Annotated in this window: 19 protein-coding genes; 7 read left to right on the top strand and 12 right to left on the bottom strand. The window is 65.0% G+C overall.

Annotation, left to right across the window (positions count from 1 at the left end; all coding sequences use genetic code 11):
• Positions 1–59: 59 nt before the first annotated feature.
• From PRtIB026_RS18165 to PRtIB026_RS18155, 3 genes are all read right to left on the bottom strand, one after another.
• On the bottom strand, positions 60–371 hold the full coding sequence (locus PRtIB026_RS18165) for a hypothetical protein (RefSeq protein WP_203652415.1): 312 nt from the start codon (positions 369–371) through the stop codon (positions 60–62).
• Between the two features lie 93 nt (positions 372–464).
• Complete coding sequence (locus PRtIB026_RS18160; RefSeq protein WP_203652416.1) at positions 465–1,769, bottom strand: MFS transporter; 1,305 nt, start codon at positions 1,767–1,769, stop codon at positions 465–467.
• Between the two features lie 303 nt (positions 1,770–2,072).
• Positions 2,073–2,741 carry a class I SAM-dependent methyltransferase gene (locus PRtIB026_RS18155; RefSeq protein WP_203652417.1) on the bottom strand — a complete coding sequence of 223 codons (669 nt, stop codon included), beginning with the start codon at positions 2,739–2,741 and terminating at the stop codon, positions 2,073–2,075.
• A 258-nt stretch (positions 2,742–2,999) separates the two neighbouring features.
• On the opposite strand from PRtIB026_RS18155, the gene PRtIB026_RS18150 reads away from it, so the two are divergent.
• The 6 genes from PRtIB026_RS18150 (at position 3,000) to PRtIB026_RS18125 (ending at position 8,176) form a co-directional block, all read left to right on the top strand.
• A complete protein-coding gene (locus PRtIB026_RS18150) occupies positions 3,000–3,752 on the top strand; it encodes a methyltransferase domain-containing protein (protein WP_203652418.1) in 753 nt (250 codons plus the stop codon).
• Positions 3,753–3,784: 32 nt separating this feature from the next.
• Positions 3,785–4,255 (top strand): OsmC family protein, encoded by a 471-nt coding sequence (locus PRtIB026_RS18145; protein WP_203652419.1) that lies wholly within the window; start codon positions 3,785–3,787, stop codon positions 4,253–4,255.
• Between the two features lie 956 nt (positions 4,256–5,211).
• Positions 5,212–5,763, top strand: a complete 552-nt coding sequence (locus PRtIB026_RS18140; protein ID WP_203652420.1) for a hydrolase — start codon at positions 5,212–5,214, stop codon at positions 5,761–5,763.
• Positions 5,760–6,842, top strand: coding sequence for a DUF1615 domain-containing protein (locus tag PRtIB026_RS18135; RefSeq protein WP_324256566.1), 1,083 nt, complete (start codon positions 5,760–5,762; stop codon positions 6,840–6,842). Before PRtIB026_RS18140 ends, PRtIB026_RS18135 begins: the two co-directional genes overlap by 4 nt.
• 132 nt (positions 6,843–6,974) lie before the next feature.
• Positions 6,975–7,334 carry a transposase gene (locus tag PRtIB026_RS18130; protein WP_075043813.1) on the top strand — a complete coding sequence of 120 codons (360 nt, stop codon included), beginning with the start codon at positions 6,975–6,977 and terminating at the stop codon, positions 7,332–7,334.
• On the top strand, positions 7,331–8,176 hold the full coding sequence (locus PRtIB026_RS18125) for an IS3 family transposase (protein ID WP_324256565.1): 846 nt from the start codon (positions 7,331–7,333) through the stop codon (positions 8,174–8,176). The genes PRtIB026_RS18130 and PRtIB026_RS18125 overlap by 4 nt, the downstream gene beginning before the upstream one ends.
• A gap of 87 nt (positions 8,177–8,263) precedes the next feature.
• On the opposite strand, the gene PRtIB026_RS18120 is transcribed toward PRtIB026_RS18125, so the two are convergent.
• From PRtIB026_RS18120 to PRtIB026_RS18080, 9 genes are all read right to left on the bottom strand, one after another.
• Entirely contained in the window at positions 8,264–9,133 is an 870-nt protein-coding gene (locus tag PRtIB026_RS18120; protein WP_203652421.1) for a metal ABC transporter solute-binding protein, Zn/Mn family, read from the bottom strand.
• On the bottom strand, positions 9,130–10,029 hold the full coding sequence (locus PRtIB026_RS18115; RefSeq protein WP_028692191.1) for a metal ABC transporter permease: 900 nt from the start codon (positions 10,027–10,029) through the stop codon (positions 9,130–9,132). The genes PRtIB026_RS18120 and PRtIB026_RS18115 overlap by 4 nt, the downstream gene beginning before the upstream one ends.
• A complete protein-coding gene (locus PRtIB026_RS18110; protein WP_203652422.1) occupies positions 10,029–10,775 on the bottom strand; it encodes a metal ABC transporter ATP-binding protein in 747 nt (248 codons plus the stop codon). The genes PRtIB026_RS18115 and PRtIB026_RS18110 overlap by 1 nt, the downstream gene beginning before the upstream one ends.
• The gene (locus PRtIB026_RS18105; RefSeq protein ID WP_203652423.1) at positions 10,772–11,683 is read right to left on the bottom strand and encodes a metal ABC transporter substrate-binding protein; all 912 of its coding nucleotides are present in this window, start codon (positions 11,681–11,683) and stop codon (positions 10,772–10,774) included. Before PRtIB026_RS18105 ends, PRtIB026_RS18110 begins: the two co-directional genes overlap by 4 nt.
• A gap of 10 nt (positions 11,684–11,693) precedes the next feature.
• A complete protein-coding gene (locus PRtIB026_RS18100; RefSeq protein WP_203652424.1) occupies positions 11,694–12,263 on the bottom strand; it encodes a DUF6162 family protein in 570 nt (189 codons plus the stop codon).
• Positions 12,260–12,577 carry a hypothetical protein gene (locus tag PRtIB026_RS18095; protein ID WP_028692195.1) on the bottom strand — a complete coding sequence of 106 codons (318 nt, stop codon included), beginning with the start codon at positions 12,575–12,577 and terminating at the stop codon, positions 12,260–12,262. Before PRtIB026_RS18095 ends, PRtIB026_RS18100 begins: the two co-directional genes overlap by 4 nt.
• Positions 12,574–13,110 (bottom strand): thiamine pyrophosphate-binding protein, encoded by a 537-nt coding sequence (locus PRtIB026_RS18090; RefSeq protein WP_203652425.1) that lies wholly within the window; start codon positions 13,108–13,110, stop codon positions 12,574–12,576. Before PRtIB026_RS18090 ends, PRtIB026_RS18095 begins: the two co-directional genes overlap by 4 nt.
• Complete coding sequence (locus tag PRtIB026_RS18085) at positions 13,107–14,309, bottom strand: PepSY-associated TM helix domain-containing protein (protein ID WP_203652426.1); 1,203 nt, start codon at positions 14,307–14,309, stop codon at positions 13,107–13,109. Before PRtIB026_RS18085 ends, PRtIB026_RS18090 begins: the two co-directional genes overlap by 4 nt.
• Before the next feature lie 114 nt (positions 14,310–14,423).
• On the bottom strand, positions 14,424–15,617 hold the full coding sequence (locus PRtIB026_RS18080) for a PepSY-associated TM helix domain-containing protein (RefSeq protein ID WP_203652427.1): 1,194 nt from the start codon (positions 15,615–15,617) through the stop codon (positions 14,424–14,426).
• Between the two features lie 316 nt (positions 15,618–15,933).
• On the opposite strand from PRtIB026_RS18080, the gene PRtIB026_RS18075 reads away from it, so the two are divergent.
• The gene (locus tag PRtIB026_RS18075) at positions 15,934–16,917 is read left to right on the top strand and encodes a TauD/TfdA family dioxygenase (protein ID WP_203652428.1); all 984 of its coding nucleotides are present in this window, start codon (positions 15,934–15,936) and stop codon (positions 16,915–16,917) included.
• Positions 16,918–17,038 lie beyond the last annotated feature (121 nt).

Genomic DNA, 17,038 nt, shown 5'->3' with positions numbered 1-17,038 from the left:
GAAAGGGCTGCAAAGCAGCCCCGGCAAATCCAAGTCGGACGCCAATTATCATCACCTTGTCAACGGCTGTCCTGATCCTCGGCACTGCCACCTGACGCCCCGGCCCCGGAGCCTGTGGCTTCACCTGTGCTGTTGGAGCCTCCGGCAGCGCCGTCGGCAGCATCGGAATCGCTGCCGGTGTCACTGCTGTCGTTGTCCTTGCTGCCACCGGGGTTGTTGATGCTGCCGTCTTCACCGGCGGTCTTGCCTTGGTCCGTGGCCTGTCCGCTGTGACCGTTGCCATCGTTCATGTCGGTCGCGGCAAGGCTGAGGGTGGCGCCGCCACCGAGCAGCAGCGCCAGCATCAATGCGAGGGGGCGTGGATTGACCATGATGAATCTCCTGTCGAATGACCTGTCATCGTTGGGCTGCCACGGTGGCGCCAAGGTGCCCGTCAAGCGACGGGCGGTCCTTGGCGCGGGCTTTCAGTGGGCGTCGGGACGCGGCGACTGCTGGCCGTGCGTGGCGTCCATTGCCTCCAGCGTCGGGTGCTCCTGGGCCGCGTGCATCAGGTCCTCGGTCACCCGCAGTTCCGCGCCGGTCGGCGAGAAGGTCGCGGTCGGCGCGAATGGCGCCGGGTGCTCCGGTGCCGGGCGCTTGCCGCGGCGCCAGAGGAAGAAGCCGACCATGGTCAGGTTGATCACCGCGAAGGCCCAGAACAGTCCAGCCTCGCCGTAAGCGGTCATCATTGGCGAAATGGCCAGCGGCGCCATGGCCGAGCCCAGCGAGTTGATCAGCAGCAGCCCCTGGATCATCGGCACCAGCGCATCGGCCGGGGCGCGGTCGGCGGCGCTGCTGACGGCCACCGGATACAGGGCGAACACGCCGCCGCCGAGCAGGAACAGCAGCGCCGGCAGCAGCACGGTGTCGGCCGGCAGCAGCACGATCAGCACCGACAGCACGGTGCACAGGGCGGCCAGGGCGATCAGCACGTCCTGGCGGTCCTTGCGGTCCGACCAGCGCCCGACCGGGTACTGCAGCAGCATGGCGCCAAGGATCACCCAGGCCATCATGTCGCCGACCTTGCCTACATCCAGGCCGATGCGCTGCAGGTACAGCGGCAGCAGGGCGTAGATGCCGGCGATGGCGACCCCCGAGCCGAAGCAGCCGACCAGCCCGGTCGGCGCCACGCCCAGCAACTGCCGTGGCTTGAGCGGCTCGACCTGATCCAGCAGCGGCGACACCCGTGGCAGGATCACGATCGGCAGCACCGACAGTGTGGCGAGCATGCCGGCGACCATGAACGGCGCGGTGTCGCCCCAGCCGGTGACCTCGCCCAGGCCGGCCTGGGCGATCACCCCGGCGCCGTAGAAGGCAATCATGTACAGCGCCAGCAGGCGTCCGCGGATCTTGGCGTCGCCGGCCAGCAGCAGCCAGCTCTCGATCACCAGGAACACCCCGACCGCGGCCCAGCCGTTGATCAGGCGCAGGGCGAACCACCAGGTGGTGTCGTAGAACAGGCCCTGCAGCAGGATGGTCGCGCCGATCAGCGCAGCGAAGCTGCTGTAGGCGCGGATATGGCCGATGCGCAGGATCAGGCGGTCGTTGAAGATCGCCCCCAGGGTCAGGCCGATGAAGTAGGCCGAGGACACCACGCCGATGGTGGTCGCCGATTCGCCGGCGGCGCCCAGGCGCAGGGTGGTCAGGGAAGACAGCACGCCATTGCCCAGGGCAATGATGAACAGGCCGAGCAGGGGTGCCAGCGCCATCGCCAGCAAACGCACAGACATAGTTACCTCAAGGTTGAAAAGAGCTCAGATGCACCTTTTCGGCTGCACGGGCCGGGTCGTGGCGGCGTGCAGTACGGCCTGGGCGGGCTGCGACCTTGGCAAGATTCAACCGCGGACCTGATGCAGGCAGGTCGGGCGGGGGCGGTTGAGCCTGTGGCACATGCGCGATGTGATGAGGCACGGACGCTGTCTTTGCGGGCGGTTGCCACCGGCTGGGGCGACGGGCGAAAAGGAGGCGGGATTTTAAGGCCTGTGCAGGATTTGCCAAGTAGGAAAAGGCTGCGACGAGTGGCCGCAGGGGCGTCAGTCCAGCCTCTGTGCCGCCAGCAGCAGGGATTGTGGTACCTGGCTCTGCGGATGCTGTGGTTCCTGCAACGCCAGCAGGCCGAACCCGGCCAGCTCCAGCGCCTTCAGCCAACTGCCCAGGGTGCGGAAGTACCAGGGCATGGGGCGCCAGTCACCGGTGAATCCGGCAAACGATTCCTCGCGCCAGCCGTCCTGGTAGTGGCCGGCAGCCGCCGTCCACGGGTGCAGGGTCTGGATCAGCAGCGTGCCGCCGGGCAGCAGCAAGGTCCGCATGGCGCAGAGCAGGGGGATGATGTCCTGTTGCAGCAGGGCGAAGTTGGCGCACACCAGGTCATAGCCATGGCCGATGTCCACCGCACCTTCGGCCAGCTGCTGGTAGCTGGCCAGGTGTACTTGGGGCGAGCCCGCCGAGTGCGCGGCGGCGACCAGCGTCGCATCGCCATCCACGCCGACCGCGTCGATGCCCCGTGCCGCCAGGGCCCGCAGCAACCAGCCCTCGCCGCAACCCAGGTCGAGCACCCGCGCAGGTTGTCGGCCCAGCACGGCCAGCAGTATCGCCTGGTCGGTGACCTCGCGGCGGGAGGCGATGGTGCCGGAGCGTACGGCTTCGATCCAGGCCTGGGCGTTGTGCTGCCAGCTGTCCAGCAGGGGATCGGTGGTGGGCATGCTCGGGTCCGATAAGGGCGGGTGGTTCTGGTGTGATGTTTTGCAAATACGACCAATAAATCGCGAGCGATTTTTGCGCTCAGGCAAGGCGTCGCGACGAGTCGTAGCCCAGCTACGGCGAGGAGCGACAACGCCGCATGAGCGCAAAAAGTGTCGCGAGTTATGGTCGTTATTTGTGAAACACCACACCAGCATAGGCCAGTCTTGTATCCGAGGTCCTTTGCTCTGCACACTGGCGCACCTGCGAAGGAGCATGGCATGGCACTTGCGAAAGCGGATTTCACCACGCGCCTGCTGGTCGAGGCCGGTATCGGCCCGGGCATGCGCGTGCTTGACGTCGGGTGTGGCAGCGGTGATGTGAGCTGGCTGCTGGCTCGCCTGGTGGACGGCGATGGCGCGGTGGTTGGCGTTGACCAGGCGGCTGATGCCCTGGAGCTTGCACGTTTGCGTGAGACACCCAAGGGCGCGGCGATACCTGAGTTCGTCCAGGCTGACCTGCAGGCACTGCCCGAGTCCCTGGGGTTGTTCGATGCCATCGTCGGGCGGCGGGTGCTGATGTACCAGGCGGAGCCGGTCAAGGCTTTGCGTCTGCTGGCCCGGCATCTGTTGCCCGGTGGGCTGATGGTCTTTCAGGAACACGACAGCAGCCTGACCCCGGCCAGCCTGGAACCCTTTGCGTTGCATCGCAAGGCCCAGCAGTGGTTGCAACGCATGCTGGCCCATGAGGGGGCTGATCTGCATATCGGTTTCAACCTGCATCGACTGTTCAGCGAGGCGGGGCTGGAGGTCGAGGACCTGCGGGCCGAAGGCCTGGTGCAGACGCCCGACAGCGCCTATCCCCTGGCCGATATCATTCGTGCCTGCCTGCCGCGGATCATCAGCCATGGCGTGGCTACGGCCAGGCAGGTCGGGATCGATACGCTACAGGCGCGGCTGGAGGCCGAGCGGCTTCAGTCCCGGGGCATCTACATAGGCGACATGGCCTTTGGCATCTGTGCGCGCAAGCGCTGAACAATGTGTTTATTTGATCAAGGAGGTATCGGATGGCGCAGTACACCGCACAAGTGACCTGGAATCGTGACGGGCAGGATTTTCTCGGTAACCGCTACAGCAGGCGGCATTTGTGGCGTTTTGATGGTGGGGTGGAGGTGCCGGGTTCGTCCTCGCCCCATGTGGTGCCCTTGCCGATGTCGGATGCCTCGGCGGTGGACCCGGAGGAGGCGTTCGTCGCGGCGTTGTCGAGTTGCCATATGCTGTGGTTCCTGTCGTTGGCGGCCAAGCAGCGGTTTTGTGTCGAGCGGTATGTTGATGATGCCCTGGGGGAAATGGCGCTTGATGGGGCTGGGCGGATGGCCATGACCGTGGTCACCTTGCGGCCTTTGGTTGAGTTTTCCGGGGAGCGGCGACCTGATTTTGAGCAACTGGAGCGGTTGCATCATCTGGCGCATGAAGAGTGTTTTATTGCCAATTCGGTGAAGACTGAAGTGCGGTGTGAGCCGGTGGTTTCTGGGTGAGGCTTTGGTGCGGTTATTGATTGTTGATTGTTTAGAGAGCTGTATGCGCATTCATTTGCGATGTTGACGCTTATTCACCTTTCCGCCCTTACGGCGGGTTACTTTGGTCTTGGCCAAAGTAACCAAAGCCGCCTCGCTCCATTCATCCGGCCCTCCGCTTCGCTCCGGGTTCCCTCACTCCGGCCTTGCTCCCGGGAGGACCGCGCTGCAGGGCCCATCCTGGGCCCCAGCGCTTGACGGGCATCCATGCCCGTCACCTCCCTCCGCAAGACCTCCGTTCGGCCTCCTGAAGTCGCGAAGTTACGGGCGGCGCCTGGACTGGCGCAGCTGTCGCTAGTTGAAAGCTTAGCTGATCTCTCGACCGTATCGCGGGGCAAGCCCGCTCCCACGCAATAGCCGTCGTTATATAGAGCCCTGTAGGAGCGGGCTTGCCCCGCGAAAGGGCCGGAACAGCCAATACATAATTAACTGTCAAATAAATAATTTCGCATTTCTTGCTCTTGCTCTTGCTCTTGCTTCTAAGCGCGCAATAGTTCAGGCGCCGCCAATTGCGACTTCAGGAGGCCGAGCGGAGTTCTTGCGTAGTGGGGCGACGGCCATGGATGGCCGTCGAGCGCTGCGCCCCAGGATGGGGCGTACAGCGCGGTACCCACGGGAGCAAGAACGGAGCGAGGGAACCCCGGAGCGAAGCGCAGGGGCCGGATGAATGGAGCCAGCGGTTTTTGCCTACTTTTGCCCAAGAGCAAAAGTAGGTCGCCGTAAAGGCGAAAAGGTGACGATGCGTCACCAAAGCCAATGAATGCGCATGCAACGATAAAAACAAACCTTAAAACTATAGGCGCATTTAATTGAGATGCCAGCAGTCACCGGTTCCACTTTTAAAACCACCAGCCCCGATTGACGCCACCCCCCGCCTGGGTAAGGCTACCCCTTCCACTCAAAGCATGAGGCCACCAATGCTGATCGATCCCCGCAAGTCCACGCTGCTGGTCATCGACATCCAGGAAAAACTCATCGGCGCCATGAGCGACCCCGAGGGCACCGCAGCCCGCGCCCGCTGGCTCCTCGCGGCAACCGCCGAACTAAAACTCCCCACGGTGATCTCCGAGCAGTACCCCAAGGGCCTGGGCCACACCCTGGCCGCCCTCAAGGCCGCAGCGCCAGCCGCCGAGATCGTCGAAAAACTGCACTTCTCCTGCGTAGCCGCCGAATGCCTGCCCAACAGCCTGCTTGAACGCGAACAGGTAATCGTCTGCGGCATGGAGACCCACGTCTGCGTGCTGCAGACCGTTCTCGGCCTGCGCGCCCTGGGCAAGCAGGTGTTCGTGGTCGAGGACGCCTGCGACAGCCGCACCCCACAGAGCAAGGCTGCGGGCCTGGCGCGCATGCGTGATGCCGGGGCGCAGGTGGTCACCCGCGAGATGGTGCTGTTCGAGTTGCTGGGCAGCTCCAGCCACCCGCTGTTCCGCCAGATCAGCAAGACCTACCTGGTCGGTGAACAGCCCTGAACGCCCGCCTGCTGACCACCGCGCTGCTGACCCTGGGCCTGCTCCAGGGTTGCGCCGGGCGACGTGAGGAAGCCGCCGAGGCCGACCCGGCCAAGGTTCGCGCCCAGCTCGTGCGCCTGCTGCCGGCCCAGGTCAAGGACCGCCAGGGCTGGGCCGAGGATATCCAGGTGGCGTTCCAGGCCCAGGGCATCAGCCCGAGCAAGAGCAACCTGTGCGCGGTGCTGGCGGTGACCGAGCAGGAATCCACCTTCAACGCCGACCCGCAGGTGCCAAACCTGGGACGCATCGCCCGGGAGGAGATCGACCGCCGGGCGGCGCGCCTGCATGTGCCCCGGCTGCTGGTCGATAGCGCCCTGAGCACGCCCTCGGCCAACGGCAAGACCTACCAGCAACGGCTGCTCGCCGTGCGCAGCGAGAAGCAGCTCAGTGCCCTGTACGACGAGGTGATCGGCGGCCTGCCGCTGGGGCGCTCGCTGCTGGGCGGGTTGAACCCGGTGCGCACCGGCGGGCCGATGCAGGTCAGCGTGGACTTCGCCGAGCGGCACGCCAAGGGCTATCCCTACGACCACTCGGGCAGCATCCGCCAGGAGGTGTTCAGCCGCCGTGGCGGGATGTACTTCGGCATCGCCCACCTGCTCGGCTACCCCACCCACTATGAACGCCAACTGTACCGCTTCGCCGACTTCAACGCGGGCTGGTACGCCAGTCGCAATGCGGCGTTCCAGGCGGCCTTGAGCCGGGCGAGCGGGGTGGCGCTGGCGCTCGATGGCGACCTGATCGCCCCCGGCGCCATACTGCCCGGCACCACCGAGCAGGCGGCGCGCAAGCTGGGGACGAAGCTAGGGTTGCGCAATCCGCAGATCAGGGCTCAGCTGGAGAAGGAGAATGGCCTGGAACTGGAGGACACCACGCTGTATCGCGGGGTGTTCGCCCTGGCCGAAGCGAAGGCGGGCAAGGCGTTGCCACGTGCGGTTTTGCCGGGGATCGAGCTGAAGAGCCCGAAGATCACCCGCAAGCTGACCACGGCGTGGTTTGCCGGCAGGGTGGATGAGCGGTATCAGCGGTGCATGAAACGCTGAGGTGGTCCTATGGTATTGAACATGACTCATTGATTTAGTCGGGGCCTGTGGGAGCGGCTTTAGCCGCGAACACCGGCGAAGCCGGTGCCATGCACCGTGTTGCTTTCTTCGCGGGTAAGGTGAACTGGCCTAATGATTTTGGACACCTTCATCGGGCGCTATGATGGCGCCCAATTGGAGGCAAAATCAGTGCGTAAATCTTATTCAAGAGAATACAAAGTCCAAGCTGCCGAAATGGTGCTGGACGGTGGGCAGTCAGTTCCTGAGGTCTGTGCCGCCCTTGGGCTGGGCCCTACCGCGCTTCGCCGCTGGGTTGATCAGGTGCGTGAAGAGAGAGCCGGTAAGGTTCCGGCTGGAGCCAAAGCGATCACACCCGAGCAGCAACGAATTGAAGAACTCGAAGCGCTGGTTCGGCAAAAGGATCGGGATATCGAAATCCTAAAAAAGGCCAGTGCTCTCCTGCTTCGGGACTCCAAAGATCGTTCTCGCTGATCAACGAGCTGAGTGAGCAATACCCTGTTGTCGACTGCTGCCGCGTGCTTGGGGTTAAGCGCAGCAGTTTCTATGCGTGGCGTAAACGGCAAGGACGTGAAAACCCGGCAAGAGATGCGCTACGCCTGCTGGTAATCAAGCACTTCAACGCATCGCGAAGTGCTTCTGGCTCGCGAACCCTGGCGCAGGAATTGCGGCACGAAGGCCATGAAATAGGACGATACAAGGTGCGTGCGCTAATGCGTGAAGCTGGCCTGAAGTGCAAACAGCGCAGGCCGCACCGCTATCGGTCATCAGGGGCAGAAGCGTTGATCGCCGAGAATCAGCTGAAGCGCAATTTCAAGGTTTCGGCGATCAATGAGGTTTGGTGTGGCGATGTGACCTATATCCAGGTTGGCAGGCGCTGGCTGTACCTAGCCGCCGTGATTGACCTCTATGCCCGTCGCGTAGTGGGTTGGGCATTCTCGATGATTGCAGATGCCAACTTAGCTTGTAACGCCCTGCGCATGGCCGCTGAATCGCGGGGTAGGCCGGCGGGCGTAATGTTTCATTCAGACCAGGGCTGTCAGTACACCAGCCATAAATTCAGAGCCGCGCTCGATGAGTACAACTTGAACCAGAGCATGAGCCATCGAGGCCAATGCTGGGATAACGCTGCCATGGAGCGATTCTTCGGAGCATTGAAATCAGAATGGGTGCCGGCAGAGGGTTACGAGACCGAAGCGCAGGCACGAGTGGATATCCAGGCTTATCTGATGCGCTACAACCTCAAGCGCCTCCACAGCTACAACGGCTATGAAACGCCAGTAGCCATGGAGGAAAAGCTCAAGGCAGCGGCATGAACCTTAACCGGTGTCCAAAATTACTTGACCAGTTCAAACCCGCTCCCACAGGGTATTTGTTCCCTTCGCGATTTCCTGCAAAGGCGCTCAACTGTCGCCGAGTGCCTTGACCACCTGCTCGACACTGGCCTTGAGCCCCGTCACGGTGTCGTCCGGATCGCTGTCCAGCACCAGCAACTTCGCCCCGGAAGCGGCGATCATCTCGGCCACCTTTGCGTCCGGCTGACGATGATGCAGCACCAGCGCCACATCCTGCGCCTTGAGGTGCTCGCCCAGCGCCTTGAGCGCCGTCTCGTCCCATTTGTCGTCGGCGGGCAGTGGCTGTTCGACCACATCCAGGTTCAACCCGCTGGCCAGGTAGCCCAGGCGCTCGGACAGGCTGACCACAGTCAGGTTGTCGACCTCGGCCAGGCGTGTCTGGCTGTTGGCGGTCAGCTCCAGCATCTGCCGCTTGAGGCCGGCCAGGTTGCCCTGGATCTTCGCCTTGTCGGCTGGCGCAAGTCGTTCCAGGTCGTTGGCGACGACATCGGCCATGCGCCCCAGGTTGGTCGGGTTCAGCCAGGGGTAGGCGGTAAACGCCTCATCACCCTTGACCGCGATACCAGGCAGGGCGCCATCCACCGGCCGCGCGGCGTCGATCTCGACGATGCGGATATTGCTGCGCCGGGCCGTGGGATAGAGCGGGTCGTCACGCCAGATCGAGCGCACGCCGATCACCGCGTCGGCCTTCGACGCCGCCTTGTGCAGGCCGGCGCCGCCACGGCCGCTGAAGTACGACGGCTGGCGGCTGGCCGGCAGATTGGCCGGGGCGGCGCGCTTGAGCTGCACCGAGGTGCCGTCGAGCAATACGCTGGCCAGGCTGTGGGTCACCGGCAGGGTGGTCAGCACTTCAGTAGCATTGGCCAGCAGCGGCAGGCCACTCAGGGTCAGGGCCAGGGTCAGTTTCTTCAGGGTCATGCCGGGTTTCCTTGCAGGCGGGGGACGAGGGCGCGGGCCAGGGCGGCGAGGGCGAAGCAGATCCCGGCGACCAGGATGATCGCCGCGCCCGAGGGCACCGGCAGGTCGAAGACGATCGGCAGCAGGATGCCGAGCAGGGTGCTCAGGGTGGCGATGATCACCGAGACGAAGAAGAAGCCCTTGAGCGACTGGCTGACCAGCCGCGCCGCCGCCGCCGGGATCACCAGCAGGGCGCCGACCAGGATCGCGCCGATCACCTTCACCGAGGCCACGGTGACCAGGGTCACCAGGACCACGAACAGGTAGTCCAGGGTCTTCACCGCCACCCCGCGCACCGCCGCCAGCTGCGGGTTGAAACTAGCCAGCATGATGCGGTTGTACAGCGGCAGGGCCAGGGCCAGCACCAGCACGGCGACGATACCCAGCACCAGCAGGTCGTGGGCGCTGACGGTGAGCACCGAACCGAACAGCACGTTCTCGAGGATGTGCACGTTGATCTTGCCGGCCAGCATCAGCAACAGGCTCGCGCCCAGGGCCAGCGACACCGAGAGGAACACGCCGATCAGCGTATCCGGGGACAAGCCGGTGCGGTTGCGCAGGAAGTTGAGCAGGATGCCGAACAGCAGGCAGTAGCCGAACAGGCTGCCGTACGGGCCGGTGTAGGGCTCGCCGAGCAGGATGCCGATGGCCACGCCGGTCAGCGCGGCATGGCCGACCGCCTCGGAGAAGAAGGCGAAGCGCTTGACCACCACCAGGGTACCCAGCCCGCCCAGCACCGGGCCGATCATCAGGCCTGCCAGCAGGGCGTTGACCACGAAACCGTAGGCCAGCGCCTCCGGCAGGTAACCAGCGGTGGCCCAGTCCTGGACCAGCTGGCGGAAGGATTCGAAACTCATCAGGCAAGGCTCTCGCTGCGCGGATGGACGGAGAACAGCCCAAGCAGGCGCTCGGGGGTCAGGGCCTGGGCTGGCGGGGCGTCGAACAGCACCTGGCGGCTCAGCCCGGTGACCCGGTCGGCCAGGCGCAGCACCGCTTCCAGGTCGTGCTCGATCCACAGAACGGTGGTGCCGGCCTGGCGCCAGCCGTGCAGCAGTTGCTCGAACACCTGGATGCCGGCCTCGTCGAGGGCCGACATCGGCTCGTCCAGCACCAGCAGCTGCGGCTCGGGGATCAGCCCCTGGGCCAGCAGCACGCGCTGGCGCTCGCCACCGGACAGCGCGCCCATGCGCCGCTTGCGCTTGTCGAGCATGCCCACTCGCGCCAGCGCCGCGTCGATCGCCGGACGCACGCGCCGGGACAGGCCGAGGAACGCCGGGCGGCGCTGGCACATGGCGGCCATGAAATCGTCCACGGTCATTGGCAGGCCGCGGTCGAATTCCAGGGCCTGGGGCACGTAGCCGATCACTTCACGCTCAGCGGGCCAGTGCAGGGTCAGCTGGCCCTGGTGCGGCATCTGCCCGAGCAGGGTCTTGATCAGCGAGCTCTTGCCGCCACCGTTGGGGCCGACGATGGCGTGCACGCTGCCGGGGGCGACGCTGAAGCGCACGTTCTCGAGGATACGCGTGCGGCCGAGGGTGAGGTCGATGCCGTCGAACTCGATGCGTGGCCCGCTGGCGGTTGTGAGGTTGGCGGCGGCGGTCACGTGCGGTTCTCCTGGATGGCCTGGACCACCGTGTCGAGGTTGCGCTTCATCTCCACCTCGTACTTCTCGGTGGTGTATTCGCCGTAGGAGATGTGTGTGAGCGGGTAGATGCGCACGCCGGACTCGCGGTGGATGGTGTCGACGTAGGCCGAGGGGAAGTCCATCTCCGAGAAGATCACCTTCACATCCAGGGCCTTGAGCTGGTCGATGGTCTTCTTCAGCTGTGCCGGGCTCGGTTCGATGCCGTGGGCCGGCTCCACCACGGCGGTGACTTCCAGGCCGAAGTCGCGCACCAGGTAGTCGTAGGCGGCGTGGATGGTGGCGACACGGAAGGTCGCGTCCGGTGCCTCGGTGACCTTGGCCAGCGCCTCGGCACGCAGGGCACGCAGGCGCTTGGCGTAGGCCCGGGCGTTCTGCGTGTAGAACCTGGCGTTGTCCGGGTCGAGCTTGCCCAGTTCGCGGGCGATGTTGTTGACCTGGGCGATGGTGGCGCTGATCGACAGGAAGGTGTGCGGGTTGACCACCTTGCCGGCGCCGCGGGCGGCAATGCCGGTGGCCGCCAGCAGCGGCACGTTGGCGTTGGACTCGATGGTCTTGATGTCGGGCTTTTCGCTGGCGGCGATCATGCGGTCGGCGAAGTCGTCGTGGCCGACGCCGTTGAGCACGATCACGTCGAGGCTGCCGATGCGCTTGATGTCCTCGGCGCGGGGCTCGTAGGCGTGGGGATTGAAGCCGGCCGGGATCAGCGGCACCACCTCGGCCTTGTCGCCGACGATGTTGCTCACGTAGCTGTAGTAGGGGTGCAGGGTGATGCCGATGCGCAGCGGCTTGCCATTGTCGGCGAGGGCCACGGCGGGCAGGGCGCAGGCCAGGAGCAGCGCCAGGGTGCGGCGGGCGAAGCGGAGCATGGGCAGGTCCTTAGTGACGGTGTTGGCGGGTGACCCCGGCGTCGTAGTGGGTGACGATCTGCTGCCAGCCGGCGGCGATCAGCGCATCGCTGTCCAGCGCGTCCGGGGGCAGGGCGGTACTGTCGCGGCGCAGCCAGACATCCGGCAGGGCGTCGCTGGCGGCGGGCAGGATCACCAGGAAGCTACCGGCCACCTGGGTGTCCTGACTGCGGCCCAGGTAAGCGCCGTTGGCCAGCAGCGACCACTGGTGGCTGCCGCGGCTCTGGCTGCTGGCGTCGTTGACGAACGGCGGCAGCCCCTCCTCGGCCAGGGCCTGGGCGTCCGGGGCGGTGCCGTTGTCCTCGCGCAGGGCGCGGATCTCCTCGACGGCCACCCACAGGTCGGTGTGGATGCCCTGTTCGGCGGCATTGAGGTCGCGGCGGGCGTCGAGCTGGTGGGCGGCGATGGCCTGTTCATCCTCACGCTCGCCGCGCGCGGCCACCACGCTGGCGGCCAGCACCACGATCAGCAGCGCGGCCAGCAGCACGTAGAGGGTCTCGTGCCCGGCGCCGGCCGGGCGCACCACCTGGGCGCGGCTCATGGCGCACCGATGTCGGCGTGGTCCACTTCCACCACGTGGCCGGGGCCGGCATCGAACAGCACGTAGAACTCACCGTCGGGGCGCTTGAAGGTCAGGGTCGAGTCGTCGCCGAGCTTGCTCGCCACCAGCACCTGCTCGTCGTAGCCGATCACGTCCAGGGTCACCCCGGGAGCGCCGCTGCCGTCGGAGAAGCCGCCCTTGCAGGTGATCTGCTCGCCGTGCTCGGTGCACTCGCACATCGGGTTGTGCGCCAGCGCCGGGGTGGCGGCCAGGGCCAAGAGGGGCAGGGCGAGCCTGCGCATCAGCTGTTTCATTTGTTGCCTCCTTGTTTCTCGAGCCAGGCCGCGGTGGCGGGGGATGCCTTGGCCAGCGGCACCGCGGCCTGGTACATCTTGCCGTCCCAGCCTTCGATGGTGATCCAGATGTCGGCGTCAGGTCGGGTGCGTGGCGGGATCGGCAGCGAGGTGCCCATGCGCGCCGGCGCGCCGAAGAAGATCGTGCCGGCGGCGCGCAGGCTGCGCGGCTTGCCCACCCGCAGGTAGATGGCCTTGGCGCCTTCGTTGCAGGTGCCACAGGCGGCGTTGAAGGCCTTGAAGTAGCCGGCCGGACCCTCGGCGCGCGGCGCCTCGTCGCGCAGTTCGGCCAGGTCGAGGGTCCAGCGTCCGACCTGGATATCCTCGACGATGTTGGCACCCAGGCCACTGTCGCCACGGAACAGGCTGGCGTCGGCGAAGTACTTGGGCATGAAGCCCAGCGGCACGAGGATCAGCAGGATGTTCAGGTGGAAGCGCCATTTCAGCCACAGCTGCTTCAGGCCGCTGGGCGGCAGGGTATCGGTCTGGCTCAAGGTTGGGCCTCCAGGGTGGTTGGGCTGGCCGCGGCGCGCTTGCGTGCCGGACGCTCGCTGCGCTTGAGGGCGGCGAGGGTGGCCTGGGTAGTGCGTTTGGTCCAGATCAGCAGGCCGCTGAACACCATCAGGGTCAGTACCAGGCCGAAGAAGAACCAGATCAGCTTGATCGCCAGGCCACCGAAATCACCGGTGTGCAGCGGGCGCATGGATTCGGTGACGAACTCGAGGGCCGAGCGGTCGCCGAGCAGGAACTGGCTGTCGACGTTGCGCGTGTAGGGGTTGACCTCGGCGGTCTGGAACATCAGCGGATACCAGCCTCGCCCGCCCATGCTGTAGTGGCTGTAGGCGGTGGCGGGCAGCGAGATGAAGCTGATGTCCAGGCCGGGAACTTTCTCGGTGGCGATGCGTGCCGCCTGGTCCAGGTCGATGCGTGGCGCCGGGCTGCCGTCGGCAGTCTGCGGTACCTGCTCGCGGGCGATGACCGGCACGATCGGCTCGGTGGAAACTGTCACATGGTTGTCGCCGAGGATCGCCTGGATCAGGAACCAGGTGCCGGTGATGGAAATGACCGCGATGAACCAGATCGACCACACCCCGGCCAGGCGGTGCAGGTCGCCCCAGAAGATCCGTGGGCCGTGGCCGGTACGTACTGGCTTGAAGAAACCGCGCCAGAACTTCTTGTACACCACCAGCCCCGTGACCAGCGAGGCCAGCATCGGCAGCCCGAGCAGCGACACCAGGTACCAGCCCCAGCTGTAGCCGTTGCTGAAGGGCACCAGCCACCAGCCGTGCAGGGCGCGGGTGAAGGCCTCGAAGTCGAAGTCCGGACGCTGCCCCTGTATGGCCCCGCTGTACGGGTTGACGTAGAGCAGCGCATTGGTGCCGTCGGCGCGGGTCACCGAGGCCTGCAGGGCGAAGTGCGAACCGTCTGGCTGGCTGAAGAAACGCACTGCCAGGTCCGGTTCGGCCTTGTGCATGGCGTCAAGCACCTGCTGGTAGCTCAGGCGCTGGCTGTCGTTGTCGGGCTTGCTGGCGCGCACGTCGGCGTTGGCCAGCCAGACGATCTCCTGGCTGACCACCGCGAGCATGCCGGTGAAGCAGACGATCAGGACGAAGAACCAGATCGGCAGGGCAAGCCAGCTGTGGACCAGGAACCACAGCTTGGAATTGGATTTCTTTCTCGATTGTCGGGCCATCGCTCGGTCTTCTGCATATAAAAATACGGTCGAGTCTGTGCTCAACCTGGAAGGCTGCATAAGTAAGGACGAATGAGAATCAGAAAGCTGCCAAAGCAAATGAAAGAAAATGTTTCAAGAACTGGACGTGACCTCCGTCGAAACCGGCGCCTTGGCCGCGCGCGCCTGCTTCAGGCTGCGCTTGAGCGCGTTGGCGGTGGCCAGGGCGGTGCGCTTGCTCCAGATCAGCAGGCCGCTGAGCACCATCATGCTCAGTAGCAGGCCGAAGAAGAACCAGATCAGCTTGCTCGTCAGGCCGGCGAACTCGCCGGTGTGCAGCGGGCGCATGGACTCGGTGAAGATCTCCACCGCCTTGCGATCGCCGAGCAGGCGGCTGGCCTCCATCGCCCCGGTATAGGGGTTGATCTCGGCCTTCTGGTACACCAGCGGATACCAGCTCATGCCGCCGATGCTCAGGTGCGCATAGGCGTTGTTGGGAAAACCGACATAGTCGACGGTGAAGCCGGGAATCTCGCGCTGGGTGATTCTCACCGCTTCGTCCGGGCTGATCATCGGCGCGGGGCTGCCGTCGGCGGTCAGTGGCACCGTCTCGCGGGCTATCACCGGAATGATGGGCTGGCTGGAAATGGCGATATGGTTGTCGGCGAGCAGCGCCTTGACCAGGAACCAGGTACCGGTGATGGAAATCACCGCGATGAACCAGATCGACCAGATGCCGCTCAGGCGGTGGAAATCGCCCCAGAAGATCCGTGCGCCCTGGTTGAAGCGCAGGGTCGGCTTGAAGAAACCTTTCCAGAAGCGCTTGTAGATCACCAGGCCGGTGACCAGCGAGGCCAGCATCGGCAGCCCGAGCAGCGACACCAGGTACCAGCCCCAGCTGTAGCCGTTGGTATGCGGCACCAGCCACCAGCCGTGCAGTGCGCGGGTGAACTCTTCGAAGTTGAACTGCGGCGGGACGCCCTGAATATGCCCGGTATAGGGGTTGACGTAGACCCTCAGGGTACGGCCGTCGGGGTAGGTGACATCCGACAGCATGGCAAAGTGCGATTCGCTCAGGGTCATCAGGCTGGCCACGGCGATACCCGGCTGGTCGCGCTGCATGGCCACCAGCAGTTCGTCGTAGTTCAGCCGCCGGGCCTCGTCCGAAGGCGGGTTGGCGCGGGTTTGCGGGTTGGCCAGCCAGACGATCTCGCGGCTGATCACCGCCAGGGTGCCGGTGACGCAGACGATCAGCACGAAGAACCAGATGGGCAGGGCCAGCCAGCTGTGCACGAGGAACCAGATTTTCGAGCGTGACTTTTTCGACATGGGGTACGCAGTGTCAATGGCGAAGTTCAGGGGCAAAAGCCCGGCCGTATCTGAAAGAGACGCATGAGCAGGGCAAAACCTGATGGATCATTTGCAAGCAAGTGTTTCCAGGGTGGCCGTGCTGGCGATGCAGGCCCTCGTGGGAGCGGGCTTGCCCCGCGAACACCGGCAGTGCCGGTGCCAGGCGCCACAGTGCCTGCATCGCTCCTGCAAAGGGACTAATTTGCCTGCCCCTCGAAACGTCCTCCTATCACCGGACGCGAGCGTGCCCCTGGGCCGTCGGTCCCTTTCATCGAATGTGTACAGGAGGCCCGTCATGGGTGTTGCTGTGGGATTTACAGTGCGTCCGCTGTTGCCGGAGCAGGGACGTTTGCCGTTGCTGGTGGAGGCGGGTGACGACGACACCAGCCTGTTGGAGGTGTTCGACGAGCTCAAGGCGCTGGTGGATGAACACCTGCCGCGCGACGGCGGCATCCTGTTTCGCGGATTCCGCCTGGAGGGCGCCGAGCAGTTCCGCCAGTTCGCCGCCAGCTTCGGTCACCCGCTGCTCAACTACGAGTTCGGCTCGACGCCGCGCACCAACGTTACCCAGGGGGTCTACACCTCCACCGAGTACCCGGCGCACCAGCATATTCCGCTGCACAACGAGCAGGCCTACTCCCGCGACTGGCCGATGAAGATCTGGTTCTACAGCATGATCGCGGCAAAATCCGGTGGTCAGACGCCGATTGCCGACAGTCGCGAAGTCTATCGGCGGGTGCCGGTGCATGTCCGCGAGCGTTTCGTCAGCAAGGGCCTGATGTACGTGCGCAACTTCGGCAACGGGCTGGATGTGTCGTGGGAGGATGTATTCAATACCGATGACCCGCAGGAGGTCGAAGCCTACTGCAAGGCTCACGGCATCACCTGCGAATGGAAGGATGACGGCGAGCTGCGTACCCGCCAGGTGTGCCAGGCGGTGGCCGAGCACCCGGTGACCGGCGACATGGTCTGGTTCAACCAGGCGCACCTGTTCCATATTTCCAACCTGCCGCCCGAGGTGCGGGAAAGCCTGCTGGACATCGTCGATGAGGAAGACCTGCCGCGCAACGTCTACTACGGCGACGGTTCGCCCATCGAGGACGAGGTGCTCGATGAGATCCGTGCGGTGCTGGAGGACTGCAAGATCAGTTTCCTCTGGCAGGAAGGTGACGTGATGATGCTCGACAACATGCTCGCCGCCCATGCCCGTGCGCCGTTCGAAGGCCCGCGCAAGGTGATCGTGGCAATGGCCGAGGGGCATTCGCTGGAGCAGGCCTGACCTGCCGATCGCTCCTGCAGGCCGGCGCGACCTCCTGTAGGAGCGGCCTTGTGCCGCGAAAGGGGCGCACAGCGCCCCCATCACTCCCGCGTCGAGCCCCTCGCTAAATCATCCCCCCGCC

The organism is Pseudomonas sp. RtIB026, from assembly GCF_016861355.2.
Taxonomy (GTDB): domain Bacteria; phylum Pseudomonadota; class Gammaproteobacteria; order Pseudomonadales; family Pseudomonadaceae; genus Aquipseudomonas; species Aquipseudomonas peradeniyensis.
Note: the sequence above shows the minus strand (reverse complement) of the source record. Positions and strands in the feature narration are given on the sequence as shown.

Excerpts from the sequence above, each read along its gene's own strand:
- PRtIB026_RS18080 (WP_203652427.1), bottom strand. The coding sequence starts at position 15,617 with ATGTCGAAAAAGTCACGCTCGAAAATCTGGTTCCTCGTGCACAGCTGG.
- PRtIB026_RS18085 (WP_203652426.1), bottom strand. The coding sequence starts at position 14,309 with ATGGCCCGACAATCGAGAAAGAAATCCAATTCCAAGCTGTGGTTCCTG.
- PRtIB026_RS18120 (WP_203652421.1), bottom strand. The coding sequence starts at position 9,133 with ATGACCCTGAAGAAACTGACCCTGGCCCTGACCCTGAGTGGCCTGCCG.
- PRtIB026_RS18095 (WP_028692195.1), bottom strand. The coding sequence starts at position 12,577 with ATGAAACAGCTGATGCGCAGGCTCGCCCTGCCCCTCTTGGCCCTGGCC.
- PRtIB026_RS18155 (WP_203652417.1), bottom strand. The coding sequence starts at position 2,741 with ATGCCCACCACCGATCCCCTGCTGGACAGCTGGCAGCACAACGCCCAG.
- PRtIB026_RS18165 (WP_203652415.1), bottom strand. The coding sequence starts at position 371 with ATGGTCAATCCACGCCCCCTCGCATTGATGCTGGCGCTGCTGCTCGGT.
- PRtIB026_RS18075 (WP_203652428.1), top strand. The coding sequence starts at position 15,934 with ATGGGTGTTGCTGTGGGATTTACAGTGCGTCCGCTGTTGCCGGAGCAG.
- PRtIB026_RS18115 (WP_028692191.1), bottom strand. The coding sequence starts at position 10,029 with ATGAGTTTCGAATCCTTCCGCCAGCTGGTCCAGGACTGGGCCACCGCT.
- PRtIB026_RS18100 (WP_203652424.1), bottom strand. The coding sequence starts at position 12,263 with ATGAGCCGCGCCCAGGTGGTGCGCCCGGCCGGCGCCGGGCACGAGACC.
- PRtIB026_RS18105 (WP_203652423.1), bottom strand. The coding sequence starts at position 11,683 with ATGCTCCGCTTCGCCCGCCGCACCCTGGCGCTGCTCCTGGCCTGCGCC.
- PRtIB026_RS18160 (WP_203652416.1), bottom strand. The coding sequence starts at position 1,769 with ATGTCTGTGCGTTTGCTGGCGATGGCGCTGGCACCCCTGCTCGGCCTG.
- PRtIB026_RS18140 (WP_203652420.1), top strand. The coding sequence starts at position 5,212 with ATGCTGATCGATCCCCGCAAGTCCACGCTGCTGGTCATCGACATCCAG.
- PRtIB026_RS18130 (WP_075043813.1), top strand. The coding sequence starts at position 6,975 with ATGATTTTGGACACCTTCATCGGGCGCTATGATGGCGCCCAATTGGAG.
- PRtIB026_RS18145 (WP_203652419.1), top strand. The coding sequence starts at position 3,785 with ATGGCGCAGTACACCGCACAAGTGACCTGGAATCGTGACGGGCAGGAT.
- PRtIB026_RS18150 (WP_203652418.1), top strand. The coding sequence starts at position 3,000 with ATGGCACTTGCGAAAGCGGATTTCACCACGCGCCTGCTGGTCGAGGCC.